Source organism: Paenibacillus sp. IHBB 3054 (genome assembly GCF_051594305.1).
Taxonomy (GTDB): domain Bacteria; phylum Bacillota; class Bacilli; order Paenibacillales; family Paenibacillaceae; genus Paenibacillus_AQ.
On record NZ_JBOFBG010000010.1, the window covers coordinates 89,749 to 105,185 of the forward strand.

Annotated in this window: 10 protein-coding genes; 4 read left to right on the forward strand and 6 right to left on the reverse strand. The window is 55.6% G+C overall.

Annotation, left to right across the window (positions count from 1 at the left end):
• Positions 1-18: 18 nt before the first annotated feature.
• Positions 19-306, reverse strand: coding sequence for a hypothetical protein (locus ACQ76X_RS13850; RefSeq protein ID WP_038596026.1), 288 nt, complete (start codon positions 304-306; stop codon positions 19-21).
• Between the two features lie 217 nt (positions 307-523).
• Here ACQ76X_RS13850 and ACQ76X_RS13855 point away from each other — a divergent pair, with 217 nt between their 5' ends.
• The gene (locus ACQ76X_RS13855) at positions 524-1,054 is read left to right on the forward strand and encodes a GNAT family N-acetyltransferase (RefSeq protein ID WP_438494575.1); all 531 of its coding nucleotides are present in this window, start codon (positions 524-526) and stop codon (positions 1,052-1,054) included.
• Positions 1,055-1,101: 47 nt separating this feature from the next.
• On the opposite strand, the gene ACQ76X_RS13860 is transcribed toward ACQ76X_RS13855, so the two are convergent.
• The 5 genes from ACQ76X_RS13860 to ACQ76X_RS13880 all read right to left on the reverse strand — a co-directional run bounded on the left by ACQ76X_RS13860 (position 1,102) and on the right by ACQ76X_RS13880 (position 10,956).
• Positions 1,102-1,833 carry a sugar phosphate nucleotidyltransferase gene (locus tag ACQ76X_RS13860; RefSeq protein ID WP_038596028.1) on the reverse strand — a complete coding sequence of 244 codons (732 nt, stop codon included), beginning with the start codon at positions 1,831-1,833 and terminating at the stop codon, positions 1,102-1,104.
• A 47-nt stretch (positions 1,834-1,880) separates the two neighbouring features.
• Positions 1,881-2,618: a glycosyltransferase family 2 protein gene (locus ACQ76X_RS13865; protein WP_438494578.1), complete on the reverse strand. Its 738-nt coding sequence runs from the start codon at positions 2,616-2,618 to the stop codon at positions 1,881-1,883.
• Positions 2,615-3,637: a glycosyltransferase family 2 protein gene (locus ACQ76X_RS13870; RefSeq protein ID WP_438494579.1), complete on the reverse strand. Its 1,023-nt coding sequence runs from the start codon at positions 3,635-3,637 to the stop codon at positions 2,615-2,617. The genes ACQ76X_RS13865 and ACQ76X_RS13870 overlap by 4 nt, the downstream gene beginning before the upstream one ends.
• Positions 3,637-4,485 carry a glycosyltransferase family 2 protein gene (locus ACQ76X_RS13875; RefSeq protein ID WP_438494581.1) on the reverse strand — a complete coding sequence of 283 codons (849 nt, stop codon included), beginning with the start codon at positions 4,483-4,485 and terminating at the stop codon, positions 3,637-3,639. The genes ACQ76X_RS13870 and ACQ76X_RS13875 overlap by 1 nt, the downstream gene beginning before the upstream one ends.
• A gap of 309 nt (positions 4,486-4,794) precedes the next feature.
• On the reverse strand, positions 4,795-10,956 hold the full coding sequence (locus ACQ76X_RS13880) for a WIAG-tail domain (protein ID WP_438494583.1): 6,162 nt from the start codon (positions 10,954-10,956) through the stop codon (positions 4,795-4,797).
• A 240-nt stretch (positions 10,957-11,196) separates the two neighbouring features.
• On the opposite strand from ACQ76X_RS13880, the gene ACQ76X_RS13885 reads away from it, so the two are divergent.
• The 3 genes from ACQ76X_RS13885 (at position 11,197) to ACQ76X_RS13895 (ending at position 15,421) form a co-directional block, all read left to right on the forward strand.
• Positions 11,197-12,291: a YheC/YheD family endospore coat-associated protein gene (locus ACQ76X_RS13885; protein WP_438494585.1), complete on the forward strand. Its 1,095-nt coding sequence runs from the start codon at positions 11,197-11,199 to the stop codon at positions 12,289-12,291.
• A gap of 89 nt (positions 12,292-12,380) precedes the next feature.
• A complete protein-coding gene (gene asd / locus ACQ76X_RS13890; protein WP_438494587.1) occupies positions 12,381-13,172 on the forward strand; it encodes an archaetidylserine decarboxylase in 792 nt (263 codons plus the stop codon).
• A gap of 194 nt (positions 13,173-13,366) precedes the next feature.
• Positions 13,367-15,421, forward strand: a complete 2,055-nt coding sequence (locus ACQ76X_RS13895; protein ID WP_438494589.1) for a methyl-accepting chemotaxis protein — start codon at positions 13,367-13,369, stop codon at positions 15,419-15,421.
• The last annotated feature ends 16 nt before the right edge of the window (positions 15,422-15,437 follow it).

A 15,437-nucleotide genomic window follows, 5' to 3' on the forward strand; every position in this document is an offset into this window, starting at 1 on the left:
CTCCTGCTCTTTTAATCGCTACTCTTCTTCCTGACCGTTTAATTCCTTGATGACTCTGCCTACCCCTTCAGCCATCGCTTCTTCCAGATCGGCTATCGCGTTCAAGTAAGCAATAATATTCTTGTTAACCTGACCGTGGCTTTCTACCAGCCCGCTGAATCCGCCAAAATCAGGCTCCGCATCCGGCAGATCATGGACTATTTGCGACATACGGACGGCAACGTGGCGTTCGGCGTCAAGAATCCGCGCCATCTGTTCGTGCGTATGGGCCATGTGCTGCAGCACTTTTGTTATTTTATTCTGCACCTTCATGTCTCCTTTGCTCAAACGCCCTGCTACAGCATATGCGGCAAGCGCCTTGACGGTGCGGAGAACCGGTGTAACTTTGAGGAGGCCCGAAGACTTTTGCTGAGAATAGGCGGAGATTGACAGCTGCGGAAAGTCAGATTATTCTGAGGATGAAATTGACTTTTTTACCATACATAGATTGGGAATCAGTTCCTGACTGGATTGGAGGTAATGTATGAAACTGGCAGGCAACCGTCTGGATTTGCAGCCTTTAACCGCAGCGGAGCTCTCGCTCGCCACAGAGAATTATGCCGGGCTGAAGCAGGCTCTTGGCCTGAACGCTGGCGGTGCCTCCTTGGACGAGGAAATGCAGTATGCTATGCGGATCAGACATTCCAGAGTGCAGCAGGATGAGGAAAATCACCTCTGGCTGACCAACTGGGCCATTATTCAGCGCAGGCACCAGCAGATTATCGGGTATATCATCCTGAAAGGCTGTCCGAATGAACAAGGCGAGGTCATTATAGGCTATTGCATTGACGAATGGCATTGGGGAAAAGGCTATGCTACAGAGGCTGTGCGGACTATCAGCGAATGGATCTTCAGCGATCCCCGGGCGCAATGGATTATTGCCGATACCGAAAAGGATAATTGGGCTTCTCACAAAGTCCTGGAGCATCTGGGCGCGCATATGTACCGTGACACGGGCGATTTGTTCTGGTGGAGAATTGCGCGGCCGGCTAATACTGTATCCTCCATTCAATAATCTGCAGCGAAACCTTCATTTCTTGTACAATGAAAAACACGCCGCCCTTAAGGCAGCGTGTCTTTCAGCTTCTCACCCGCTTCACGCAGTGACTGGAATGTTCCCGCATCACTCCACCATTCCTTAAGCACATCATAGCTGAGCATGCGGTCGGCAGCGTAAATGTTGTTCACATCGGTAATTTCCAGCTCCCCCCTTTGGGAAGGGGATACGCGGCGGATAATATCGAACACGGCCTCATCGTACATATAAATGCCGGTTACACAATAGTTGGTCTTCGGGATCTCCGGCTTCTCTTCGATGTACGCAATCAATGTTGAATCCTCGCCGTCAAACACCGGAACGCCGTATCTCCGCGCATCCTCCACCGGCTTCAGCAGCACTTTCGCCGTGCCTTCGGGCTGCTGAAGATAGCTCTGCACGTAAGGCGTCAGATCATCCATAAAAAGATTGTCACCCAGCAGCACGATAAACCTTTCGCCCGGAAGAATAAACCCCTCCGCCAGCTCCAGCGCTTCCGCGATACCTCCTGCGGCTTCCTGAATTTTGTAAGTCAGAGATACGCCAAATTCCGCACCGCTGCCCAAAAAATCGGTATACTGCCCCGCAGACTGCTTGCTGATGACCAGGAGAATATCGGTTATACCCCCCCGGCGCAACCGGTCTATACCGTAACACACCATAGGATATTTGCCGACCGGAAGCAAATGTTTGTTCATAAGCCGGGTCAGCGGATAGAGTCTTGTTCCTTTTCCGCCCGCCAATATGACTCCTTTCACTTACTTTCCTCCTCTTTATCTGTGTCTTTAGTCTTCGGGTCAACATTTCAGAAGAACTGTGCCGGATCCATATGCCATTTATCTATAAAAATCCTGCGGTTTCGCTCCACAAGCTCCTTAAGTGCAGAGGAGTATACCTCCTTGAAGCTCGCGCTTCCTTCATGATGCACCAGGCAATCCCCGGCAATCAGCAGCCGGTAGCCACGCAGCCGGGCGCGGAAGCAGTAATCATCATCCTCATAATGTCCAGGTGAATACCGTTCATCCAGCAGTCCAACAGTGTCCATCAGCTCTCGTTTGAACAAAAAGCATAAGCCCACCAACCGTCTCGTCTCTATCCATTTCGAGGGATCTTGGAGGTTGGCCTGCCGGGCCTCCGCATGAAAACCTGGTATATCACTGTACGTAGTTTTGACCTGCTGCTGGCCGCTGGCATAGTTGGTCACGGGACCGGCAATACCAACATCCGGTGCGCTGTATAGTGCTGCCTTAAGGTTCCGTAGCCAGCCCTGCGAGACGACAACATCATTATTCAGCAGCAGCAGCTCATCGCCTGAAGCGAGTTGCATCCCCATATTGCAGGCAACGGGAAATCCGCGGTTCTCAGGCAGGGAGATAAAGGTTAGATTATTTGTCCGGCAGTACGTGTCGGTACCATCCTTCGAAGCGTTGTCGATCACAATGATTTCATACGGCGTTTCGGTATAGGACCGGATGGCTTCCACACAGGTCCGCAGCAGTTCAAGTCCGTTATATGTCGGAATAATGATACTGGTCATTGTCATAACCGGTTCCTCCAGGCAGCCATTTGCCGGCGCTGCTCCTGCAGGCGCTCGCCGGAGAGCACTCCGCTCGCTTCCCTATGCGCAATAACCGCCTGCAGCGCTTCCGCATGATCGCCGATAATCAGCTGTTCCACCGCGTTGCCGGCTCCCGTATTCCCTTTGCGCAGCCGGTTATGCTTGATGACATTAACCGTTCCGGCCTTCTCCACCCGCAGCCGATTCAGAATGGAGAGGGCTTGCGCTTTCGGGGGAACCATCAGTTCACGGTAACCGATGGTTTCCAGTGCACGGCGGGACAAGGCATGGGGAACAGCAGTCATGGAGCTCACCCCAAGATCACTCCGGCCTAGAACCCCGTTTAAATACAGCTTGCAGCGGGTGACATCATCACTTGCGCCAAATGGCGGCAGCAGGCCATCCAGATCATTAAGCGCAACATCAATTCCGCTGTCTACAGCTGCTGCAAAAAGGGCCAGCTGCCGGGCCGGAATGCTCATGTCTCCATCCAGAAAGAGCAGGATATTCCCCCGGCTGAGCTTGGCGCCAAGCGCACGCCCCACATCATGACCGGCCGATTCGGGGCAATGCACGACCGTTGCCCGTGTGCACATTCTGGATTGCTGAAAGCTGTTGTCGCTGCAGCCGTTCAGCACCACGATGATCTCCGCCGGCTCCAGAAGCTCCACCTGCTCCAGGAGACCGGGCAAGGTACGCGCCTCATCTCTTGCCGAGATGATGACGGACAGCAAGCCGCGCAATTTCGGAAGCATCCGCTGCGGTTTCCAGGCAGCGGATGCTTCTGCCGCCGTGCGCCGGGCAGCAGAGCCGCGGGCTGCGGATAATCCCGCTCCCGTAAGCCGTTCAGAGGAGCTGCCAGCCCCGAATGAACCTGCTCCTCTTTTATTAGATGCAGACTTCCTGATGCCCGGAATACCTGCTCCGCTCCGGCGGGGAGAAGTGCCGGCGGAAAACGTTCTTCTCCGTTTCGGACGTAATACGGCCTTATAGCCAGTAGCCATTACCTCACCATCTCCCTTCGCCGGGTGCCGTCGCTGAATCCCGCCCTCTCCCCCTTGAGCTCGAGCAGCATAGACACAGCATCGAGGTGATCCCTGAGAATAATCTCCTGCAAGGGGTCCCTTCCGCCGCGCTTGCGGCGGACAGCATTCAGTTTGCCAACAGGCACTTTATGCACTTCCCTTACACTCAAGCCTTCCAGCAATGCGCGGGCATAAGCCAGCGGCGGCCTTGACAATAGACCGCTCCCCAGCACATTAAGCGCCTTGCGGCTGAGCGCATGGGGAACCGCCGTCAGTGAATACCCCTTCAGGTCGGAACGTCCGAGCATAATGTTCAGTGCATACTTGGAGAGCACCACTGGATGCGGAACCCTGCTGCGGACCGGCCCGGAATAATCATTAAGCGCTACATCCGTCCCGCCGCGGATTGCACTTACGAATGGACGCAACTGCGCGGCGGGAATGACAATATCCCCATCTGTAAACAGCAGGACCTCCCCTTTGGCCGCATCCGCTCCGACACTTCGGCCAACATCGTGTCCAAGCGGCTGCTCGAAAGAGATGACATGGGCACCCATAGATTTCGCTATTTCCGCCGTTTTATCGGCAGAGCCATTAACAATCACAATAACCTCACAGCGCGGATGAACACCCCTGGCTCCGGCAATCACACTGGCAATCGTCCTGGCCTCATTCATAGCCGGAATAATAACCGACACGTAAGGCTCGGGATGATTCTGTGCAGGACGTACAGCTACGGGCCGCACTGGCCGGGAGTTCCGCCGCGCTGGTCGAGCTGCCCGCCGCCCCGTGCGGCGGGCAGCTGTTCGTTTATGCTTCAAGCTCATCCACCTTCCTTGCAGGGCATACTGCCGGGCTTAGGGTTACATCACAGTCTATGTAATCCGCTTCTCCGGGTAACGGCGGGTGTCTCCCTTCACACACAAATTTGGACAGATGTCATCCATCCCGCATTCAACCGACTTTTTCGGGCGATAAACACAAGTGGAAACGGCTTCGCCGTCCTTAAAAGGACGGTATCCGTTTCAGCGAGAAATAGAAGGATAATTTATAGCGTGAAGCATATAAACTCTTATATTTGAACAAGAGCGCAGCCGGCGGCTGCGCTCTTATCCGCTTTTTCAGCGGCTCTGTATTTAATCGAATACCCGGTTCTCTGGCGGCTTTGCCGGAGGCGAGCCGAGTGCAATCCAGGACAACACTCCATAAAAATGCTGGGTTTCACGCAGGCGGTTCACCAGGATTACAGCCTCTCCGCCGGCTCTGGTTTTAAGCGAGGCGTGAAAGAACGGCTGGTTCGTCATGGCCACAAGCACATAGCCGGTATGGCCAAAGCTTTCGTCAAAGGAGACAGTGACCTCCACACTCTCTGCATCGCCGTTGAACATGAACGCCGTCATTCCGAACTGCTGCAGCACCTCCCGGTTTCCGGCGCTCTGCACCGGACTGAAGGAGAGATGCTCCGCACCCACTGCGCCGCGGGCCAGATGGTCACCGGATACCGCACCGGGAGCAATATGGTAGCCCTGCACACTTTCTTCCTCCAGATGGCGGGATTGAACAGCGAAGGAAGCAATTTTGGTTGCATCCACCGCTTCATCCTGGAGTCCGTCAGTTCCAACCGCACTCTCTGCGAGCTGCTCGGCACCAACACTGCCGGAAGCCAGTTTCGCTCCGGTAATGCTGCCGTCAGGGAGCAGTTCTGCGCTGCGGACCTCTGGGGCCAGATGCTCCAGCTTGATGGTCTCGGGAAGCAGGTGGCGCTCCTCCAGTACTCCGTCTGCGAGATGTTCACCGTACACGCTCTCCTGCTGGAGATGCTGTGAACCTACCGCTCCAGCCGCCAGCTTCGCGGAGCTGACGCTGCCGTCCAGCAGCAGCTCTGCGTTGCGGACCTCTGGGGCGAGATGCTCTAGCTTGATGATCTCAGGAAGCAGGTGGCGTTCCTCCACTACTCCGTCTGCAAGATGTTCACCATACACGCTCTCCTGCTGAAGATGCTGCGAACCTACCGTTCCGGCTGCCAGCTTCGCGGAGCTGACGCTTCCGTCCGGCAGCAGATCGGAGGTCAGGGTCTCCTTCGCAAGATGCTTCAGCGTAATGCTGCCGGACTGGATGTGCCGGCCGTCCACGGCTTCGACCGCAAGATGTCCGCCGTATACACTGCCCGGAGCCAGCTGGAAGGAGCCGACGGAGCCTTGCGCCAGCTTCTTCCCGCCGATGCTGCCGTCAGGGAGCAGTTCTGTGCTGCGGACCTCTGCGGCCAGATGCTCCAGCTTGATAATCCCGGGATTCAAGTGGCGTTCCTCCACCACTCCGTCCGCGAGATGTCCTCCGTTCACACTCTCCTGCTGGAGATGCTGTGAACCTACCGTTCCGGCTGCCAGCTTCGCGGAGCCGATGCTGCCGTCCGGCAGCAGATCAGCGCTGCGGACCTCTGCGGCCAGATGCGCGAGCTTGATAATCTCGGGATTCAAGTGGCGTTCCTCCACCACTCCGTCCGCGAGATGTTCTCCGTTCACACTCTCCTGCTGGAGATGCTGTGAACCTACCGTTCCGGCTGCCAGCTTCGCGGAGCCGATGCTGCCGTCAGGGAGCAGGTCAGCGCTACGGACTTCTGCGGCCAAATGCTCCAGCTTGATAATCTCGGGATTCAAGTGGCGTTCCTCCACCACTCCGTCCGCGAGATGTTCTCCGTTCACACTCTCCTGCTGGAGATGCTGTGTGCCTATCGCTCCGGCTGCCAGCTTCGAGGAGCCGATGCTGCCGTCAGGGAGCAGTTCTGCGCTGCGGACTTCTGCGGCCAGATGCGCGAGCTTGATAATCTCGGGATTCAAGTGGCGTTCCTCCACCACTCCATCCGCGAGATGTTCGCCGTTCACACTCTCCTGCTGGAGATGCGGCGTGCCTATCGCTCCGGCTGCCAGCTTTGCGGAGCCGATGCTGCCGTCCGGCAGCAGATCGGAGGTCAAGGACTCCTCCGCCAGATGCTTCAGTTTGATGCTGCCGGGGCGGATATGACGACCGTCCACGGCTTCGCTCGCAAGATGCCCGCCGTATACACTGCCCGGTGCCAGCTGGAAGGAGCCGATCGAGCCTTGCGCCAGCTTTTTCCCGCCAACGCTGCCGTCCGGCAGCAAATCTGCGCTGCGGACCTCTGCGGACAGGTGATCAAGCTTGATGATCCCGGAATTCAAGTGGCGGTCCTCCACTATTCCGTTCGCGAGATGTTCTCCGTGCACGCTCTCCTGCTGGAGCTGCTGCGAACCTACCGCTCCTGCCGCCAGCTTCGCGGAGCCGATGCTGCCATCCTGCAGCAGATCGGAGGTCAGGGTGTCCTCCGCAAGATGCTTCAGCTTGATGCTGCCAGAGCGGATATGGCAGCTGTCCACGGCTTCCATGGCAAGATGCCCGCCATATACGCTGTCTGAAGCCAGCTGGAAGGACCCGATGGAGCCTTGCGCCAGCTTTTTCCCGCTGATGCTGCCGTCCGGCAGCAGATCTGCACTGCGGACCTCTGCGGCCAGATGCTCTAGCTTGATGATCTCGGGATTCAGGTGGCGCTGCTCCACGACTCCGTCCACGAGATGTTCTCCGTGCACGCTCTTCTCCTGGAGATGCTGCGGACCTACAACTCCTGCCGCCAGCTTTTCTCCACCGATGCTGCCGTCTGGCAGCAGATCTGCACTGCGGACCTCTGCGGCCAGATGCTCCAGCTTGATGATCTCGGGATTCAAGTGGCGATCCTCCACTACTCTGTCCGCGAGATGTCTGCCATGAACACTCTCCTGCTGGAGATGCTGCGAACCCACCGCTCCCTTTGCCAGCTTCGCGGAGCTGACGCTGCCGCTCGGCAGCAGGTCGGAGGTCAGAGTCTCCTCCGCCAGATGCTTCAGCTTAATGCTGGCGGGGCGGATGTGCCGGCTGTCCACGGCATCAATCGCAAAATGTTCTCCATGTATGCTGCCCGGAGCCAGCTGGAAGGAACCGATGGAATCTTCCGCCAGCTTCTCCCCGCCAATGCTGCCGTCCGGCAGCAGCTCTGCGCTGCGGACCTCTGCGGCCAGATGCTCCAGCTTGATGATCTCGGGGTTCAAGTGGCGCTGTTCCACTATTCCGTCGGCAAGATGTTCTCCATATACGCTGTCCGGAGCCAGCTGGAAGGAGCCGATCGAGCCTTCCGCCAGCTTTTCTCCGCCGATGCTGCCATCAGGAAGCAGCTCTGCGCTGCGGACCTCTGCGGCCAGATGCTCCAGCTTGATGATCCCGGGATTCAAATGGCGCTCTTCCACCACTCCGTCCGCAAGATGTTCTCCGAATACACTCTCCTGCTGGAGATGCTTCGAACCTACCGCTCCGCCTTCCAGCTTCGCGGAACTGATGCTGCCGTCCGGCAGCAGCTCGGAGGTCAGGGTCTCCTCTGCAAGATGCTTCAGCTTGATGCTGTGAGGGCGGATGTGGCGGCTGTCCACGGCTTCGACCGCAAGATGTCCGCTATATACGCTGCTCGAAGCCAACTGGAAGGAGCCGATCGAGCCTTCCGCCAGCTTTTTCCCGCCGATGCTGCCGTCAGGGAGCAGATCAGCGCTGCGGACCTCTGCCGTCAGATGCTCCAGCTTGATGATTTCGGGATTCAAGTGGCGCTCTTCCACCGCTCCGTCCGCGAGATGTTCTCCGTTCACACTTTCCGCCTGGAGATTCTCCGAACCTACCGCTCCGGCCGCCAGCTTCGCGGTGCTGACACTGCCGTCCGGCAGCAGATCAGCGGTCAGGGTCTCCTCCGCCAGATGCTTCAGCTTGATGCTGTGAGGGCGGATGTGGCGGCTGTCCACGGCTTCGACCGCAAGATGTCCGCCATATACACTGCTCGGAGCCAATTGGAACGAACCGATCGAGCCTTCCGCCAGCTTTTCCCCGCCGATGCTGCCGTCCGGGAGCAGCTCTGCGCTGCGGACCTCTCCGGCCAGGTGATCCAGGGTGATTTCTCCCTGCTTGATATGACGGCCTTCCAGTGAATCCTCCGCCACATGACTGGTGCCAATACTGCCTGGAGACAGATGGAGGGAAGATACGGCACCTTCGACCAGCTTGGAACTGCTAATGCTGCCATCCTGGATTTGAATCGATGAGATAGAGCTAGGAATAATGTGCCCGTTGCCAATAGACATCGGACGAATATGTGCGCCGCCGACACTTCCCGGGGCAAGATGTCTGCCTTGGACAGCCGTGTCGCTGATCGACGCGGGGCTAACCGACCCTGGTGTCAAATGCTCCGCAGCCACCGATAAGGCTGCCAGCTTGGCGGAAGTAACACTGCCATCAGCCAGCTTGGTGGAAGTGACCGCCAGATCACTGAGCTTATCCGTTGAGACACTCTCCGGCGATAGCTTCAATGAAGTAACCGCATGATCGGCCAGATGATGCGGCTGCACCGCACCTGCGGCGAGATGAACTTCCTTCACCGCGCCGGAGGCAAGCTTGTCGCCCGAGACCGAGCCGGACTGCAGAGCCGAATTCGTCACGCTGTTCTCACCAAGATGTCTGCGTTCTATGGCGCCCGGCGCCAGATGTTCAGAATCCACTACGGCATTCTGCAGTACACGGGCGCTTACGCTGGCATCGGCCAGATTTTTTTCCTCCACCGTACAGAAGGCGATATGTTCACCACTCACGGCTTCACGGGCAATTGCGTTTCCGGTGACCGCACCTGCAGCCAGCTTGCCGGCATGGATGCCCCCGTCAGCCAGCTTGGCGGCGGTAATGCTCTTCGCGCGCAGATGCTCTCCGGCCACAGCTTCACTTGCCAGCTGTTCTCCGGTAACTGCACCGGATGCGAGATGAGCCGTCAGCACCGACTGGCTCTGCAGCTGCTCCGATCCGACCGATTCCTTGGCTAAGTGGGACTGGTCTACAGCTTCACGCTGCAGATGGAGCGAGGTCACAGCCTGCATGGCAAGCTGCGGTCCGCGTACTGCGGATTTGGCGATATGCCGTGTAGTGACCGCTTCATCCGCCAGTTTATTCGGCAGGATGCTCTGATCGGCGATTTTGGAGGAGGTGACCGCCTGCTCCACGAGCTGTACCGTCCCTACCGCACCTTCCGCCAGCTTCACAAAAGAAATGCTGCGGTCCGCCAAATGGCGGGCAGTGATTTCTCCGTCGCCGATATGAGTGCCATTTACGCTTTCCGGACTTAGATGCTGGCTGCGTACAGCCTTCTCTCCCAGCTGCCGCGTGCCTACTGCGGCATCCGCAAGATGTCCGCTGTCAATACTGCCGGACTGGAGCTGCTCCTTGCCGATAAGACGGCCGGCAAGCTGCTCAGGCCCGATGGCTCCCGGCGCCAGATGCTTCGCCGTGATGACGCCTTCGCTCAGATGGCGGCCCTCAATCACGGCATCGCCCAGTTTGGCTCCGCTGATTTCGCCGTCGGCGATTTTATCGCCGGACACCGCCTCGTCAGCCAGTTTGGAACGGTCGATGCTTCCGTTCGCCAAATGTCGGCTGACAATGGTGCTGCTTAGAATTTTCTCGCCGGTTATGGCTCCATCTTCCAGCAAGTCGGCAGTAATCAGCAGCTCGCTCAAGTGACGGCTGGCAATGGACCGGTCGGCAATTTGTTCTCCCCCGATGATCCGGTCAGCCAGCTTCTCCGGGCCGATGCTTCCGTTCTTCAGCTTCTCGCCGCTGATCGAATGATCCAACAGCTTGCCGCCGTTCACACTTCCTTCCGCCAGATGCTCGCCAGTTATCGATTCGGGGGCAATCTTCGAGGACGTTATCGCCTTGTCCGCGATATTGATGCTCTGCACCGCATAATCCTGCAGCCAGGGAGTACCGATAATCCCGAATTTCAGCTTAGAGCCGTCAATGGTGCGCGGAGCAATCTTCTGGCCGGTAACGGCCGCATCACACAGATCATCGGTATATACGGGCTGCAGGCGCTCTTTTTCCAGAACAGGCAGAACGGGCTCGGGCGCGTGGACAACCACCTCCTCAATCTTGAGTGTTTCTTCTGCTGCCGGCACCTCCAGCAATTCTTTATCCGGGGCGGCAGGTACTGCAGGTACTGCAGGTACGGCAGGTTGTGCCGGCTCTGCAACAACTTCTACCGTGCCCACACCACTAACCTGCAGGGCCCGGTCTGGCGGATCCACCGTCTCGCTGACGGGTGCTTCAAATCCCCCTAGCACCCTTGGACTGCTTCCCAGCATACTCAGTTCTTTTTTATTGGGATTATCCACGTAGTAGAGTCGCTTCTTGGAACTGTGTTGTTGATTCCTTCTGGAGCTCTTCACAAGCAGTCTCCTCCTTCCATCTGTTGTTTCTTCTAGGCATCATATGCAGTCCAGTGGGCGGATGACACCATTTGCAGCAAGGCTGCCTATAATCAATCTGCAAGTAAATCGGCTTCGTCTATCTTTCGAAAAAGGGCTTCTGCCGCCGCGCATTCGTCCACCCTGAAGGCCACGTACAAACATACAATGAGAACATAAGGGCTACAGCCGTAACTACAGAAGATAACGGGAGGAACGAACATGGGGCAAAAGCTCGTGGGAATACTGCTAAATGCCGCTATGCACCGGGGCGTTCCCCGGTTAAAAACGGGACAGGAGTCGCTGGAGAGCTATGAGGAGGCGGCTGCCGCATACGGATTGACCCCCTGCTTTTTGAAGCTGTCCGACATTGATACGGAATCCGGATACAGCATCGCTTATATCAAGGGGGTCCAGGGATATCGCAGTGCCGTAATCCCCACACCGGGTGTAATCCATAACCGGGCAATTTACAGCCAGGACAGCAGCGGAATCGAGCGGCTGCTCCGGCAGGGCCTTTTGATATACAACACATGCAACCGTTACGGGAAAGAACAGATTCACGGGCTGTTGGAACAAAACGAAGACCTGCAGAGCTATCTGCCGGTTACAACAGCGGGGCTCCCGGGTCTGAAGGAGATGATGGACCTCTACCCCGACCTCATCCTCAAACCGTGCCGCGGCAGTATCGGCAAAGGGGTCATGCGTCTTACTCACTACAGCGGACGGAGCTGGACCTGGAGTTATCTGCCTTCACGTTCTAGCCGGTGGGTAAGCACCTTCGTGGATCAGGATGCTTTGCCACGGATGCTTCGGGCACGTCTCGCCGCTGAATCCTATCTGGTGCAGGAACGTATCCCGCTGGCTGAAATCGGCGGCCGCCCCTTCGATCTCCGGGTCACGGTGCAACGCGGCTGGGGAGGAACTTGGCAGGTGACCGGCATGTTTGCGAAGCTGGCCGCTCCTGGCGGGTTCGTATCCAATATCGCACGGGGAGGTGAAGCGCTCAGCGCCTCATATGTGCTGGATCAGGCCTTCCCGGGTGAAGCTGCAGCATACCTTCGAATGACAGTGCAGACTCTCAGCCTCGCCATCGCACGGGAGCTGGAGCACAGTCTTCCCGGGCTTGCCGACATCGGGCTGGATATCGGCATCACCCGGAACAGACGGATTTACTTCATTGAATGCAATGGCCGTGACCAGCGTTATGGATTCCTCAAGGCAGGACTCAGAGGAACCTGGAAAGAAAGCTACCGCAGGCCAATGGCTTACGCCCGGTTCCTGCTCGAAGACGCCTCCCGGTATAACTCTTATTGATTTGTCTCCTATTCTATGTCAATATAATTCAGAGCGGATAAGGCCCCGGGTATGGGGCCTTGTTGCTGCATGATGGAAGGGAGATGTTCATGGTTAAACAATTGCTGCGGCTGATGACGGAACTGTCCTCGCACAGATGGCTTTCCCGGTTGATGGGGGCTTTTTCCCATAGCAGACTCAGCCGTTTTTTGATCCCGGTATTTATTAAGATCTATCATATTCCCGCTGCTGAAGCGGAGAAGCAGTCCCGACAATATCGTACGCTTAACGAATTTTTCAGCCGGCGGTTGAAACCGGGGATGCGCCCTGTCGCAAGCGGGGACAATGCCGTAGCCAGTCCGGTGGATGCGATGATTACCGCCATGGGTGAGATTCATTCCGGAACAATTATGAATGTAAAAGGACAGGATTATGAGCTGGAAGAACTGCTTAACCACTCTCCGCACCTGGAGCTGTACAAGAAAGGCTTTTTCTTCGTGCTGTATCTGAGCCCTACGGATTATCACCGGATTCACGCGCCGCTCACCGGGCGTAAAGTCGAGAGTGATCATATCCGCGGCCGGGCTTATCCTGTCAATGAATTCGGCATGAGACATATGAAGGGTGTGCTGAGCCGCAACGAACGTCTTATTACTTATATCGCGGGAGCGAATGGGGAAGCAGCAGTTGTAAAGGTAGGCGCAATGAATGTCAGCAGCATCCGCTACACCGATGAACAGGCCATGGAATGGCAAATCGGCGATGATCTGGCTTATTTTGAATTCGGCTCAACCGTGGTACTGCTGCTGGAGAGCGGCACCTTTACCCCAAGGGCCGGGCTGACAAGCGAGACCAAGGTCAAGATGGGGGAACTACTGGGAACCTTGCAGCGTCATCTTTAACATTTCATCCTAACCTAACAACGAACATATAAGGGTACTCCGCACATGCCTTGAAACAGGGCCGGAGTACCCTTTTTCATAGAGCTGATATTTATTGCAAATTTTAAGCATTTGGCTGATGTTTCCTCTTGATTATCAACATGATCCCTCCGATATACATGTAGGACCATACATACATCAGGGGGAACTTTTACATGAACAAATCGAAAGACCGGCTTGGCAAATTCACTAACTTATCTTTAAGGATCAAGCTTCCCGGGCTGATTACCCTGCTCGTAATCGCCAGTGTGCTGGCTATATCCGTTTCAGTGTACAGCTTGGGCTCGGAACTGCTGCTCAAAAAAAGCAAAGACGAGATTACCGCCAACGCCGACCGGATCGGAGAAGGCTTATGGACTGCCGTGCAGCTGCAGAAGGAGGCTTCCTATCTGATTTCATCGCAGGAATTGTTCCGCGCGCTATTGAATCTGCGGGAGGAGGGAACGTTGTCCGAAACTGAGTTCTTTTCCGGGAAGAACCCTTATTACAGTGCCTCCAATGAGAAGCTTGCCACAATCCTGAAGAACACAAGGGGCAGCCAATCCATGGTCGTCCTTGATGCCAAAGGAATCATTGTTGCCGGAAGCAATAAAGAGACCGTCGGCGAATCACGCTCAGACAGGGAATATTTCCAGAAATCCATAAAAGGCGAACCTTTTATCAGCGATGCCACGGTATCCCAAAGCACAGGCCAGTTGATTATAGCTTTTTCCCGGCCGATTAAAGATTTAAGCGGCAAGGTGATCGGCGTGTATTCATCCAACATGAGCTCCGAATTTTTTATAGATAAATTAGGAAAAATCCAAATTAACGGCCAGGGCCAGATTGAAATTCTGAGCCGGAGCGGAATCGTGCTGTACAATTCGAAAGATGAAAAAAGAATCGGATTAAAACCCGAAGGTACCGGAGCTCTGCTTAACCTGCAGGCGAAAGACGATATCCTCACAGGAGAAAGTGATCTCGGAACAGAATATCTCCGGTACAACAAGATTCCAGATGCCGACTGGGTAATATCAGTCATTGATTCTTACGAGGATATCAAAATGCCGATTATGTCCATGCTTAAGCAGATTGTTGCCATTTCCATACTGGCAGTGCTGCTCGTTACTGCGATAGGTCTGATAATATCCAGATCGATCACACGGCCGATTGTGCAGCTGAGCAAATTGTTCAGACAACTGGCCTCAGGCGACCTGCAGGTTACTGCCACGGGAAAATATAATAGTGAATTCAAGGAGCTTGCAGACAGCTTTAATACGATGGCCCAGCAGAACAAATTGCTGATTACGAATATGAACACCTCCATTTCCGTGCTTAATTCAAGCACCAAGGATCTGGACGAGTCCTCCAAGCAGACAGCCAAATCGATCGGCGAGACAACGGTAACCACTGCAGAAATTGCCACAGCCATAGAGTCGCAGGCGCATGATACCGAGACGATTGTGGATAAATTCCTCAGCTTCGGCGAGAAATTCGTCTCCATGAATGAAAAAGCCCAATCCGTCAAAGAGCGGGCCGATGAAATTATTGAAGTCTTCCACAGCAGCAATCAGGTTGTAGAAGAGCTGTCCAATATCAGCGAGCAAAACGATGAGGAAGTGCAGAAAATCTCTGCGATTACCCTGAAGCTGCAGGAAAGCTCGAGCAGTATCGGCCAGATCACCGGAGCGATCAGCAATATCGCCAAGCAGACAAATCTGCTTGCACTGAACGCCTCTATCGAAGCGGCAAGGGCCGGGGAATATGGACGGGGATTTGCCGTAGTTGCCACTGAAATCCGCAAGCTGGCTGAACAGAGCTCCATCCAGTCCAGTGAAATCAGCGGGATCATCGGACAGAATCTGGCTTTCGTACAGGAAAATCATCAGAGCGTGCAGCAGATTAAGGATATTTCCACGCAGCAGGACGAGTATGTAGGCAGAACCCGTCAGGCCTTCCATGCCATTCACCAGAATATTACGGATATCACCGAACAGATTAAGAGCATGGCTGATGACATTGCCCTTATGCAGCATGACAAGGACGAAATGCTAGAATCCACGCAGAATCTGTCTGCATCGGGTGAGCAGGTTTCGGCCTCGGTTGAAGAGGTTACGGCAACAATGCATGAGCAATCTTCCATGGTTCACCGTTTAGCCGATATGGTCGAAACAATTGACGGGTTAACCAAGGGCCTGGCGGAGGCCGCCTCCAAATTCAAGTTGGAATAGCAGTACAACTTCACCG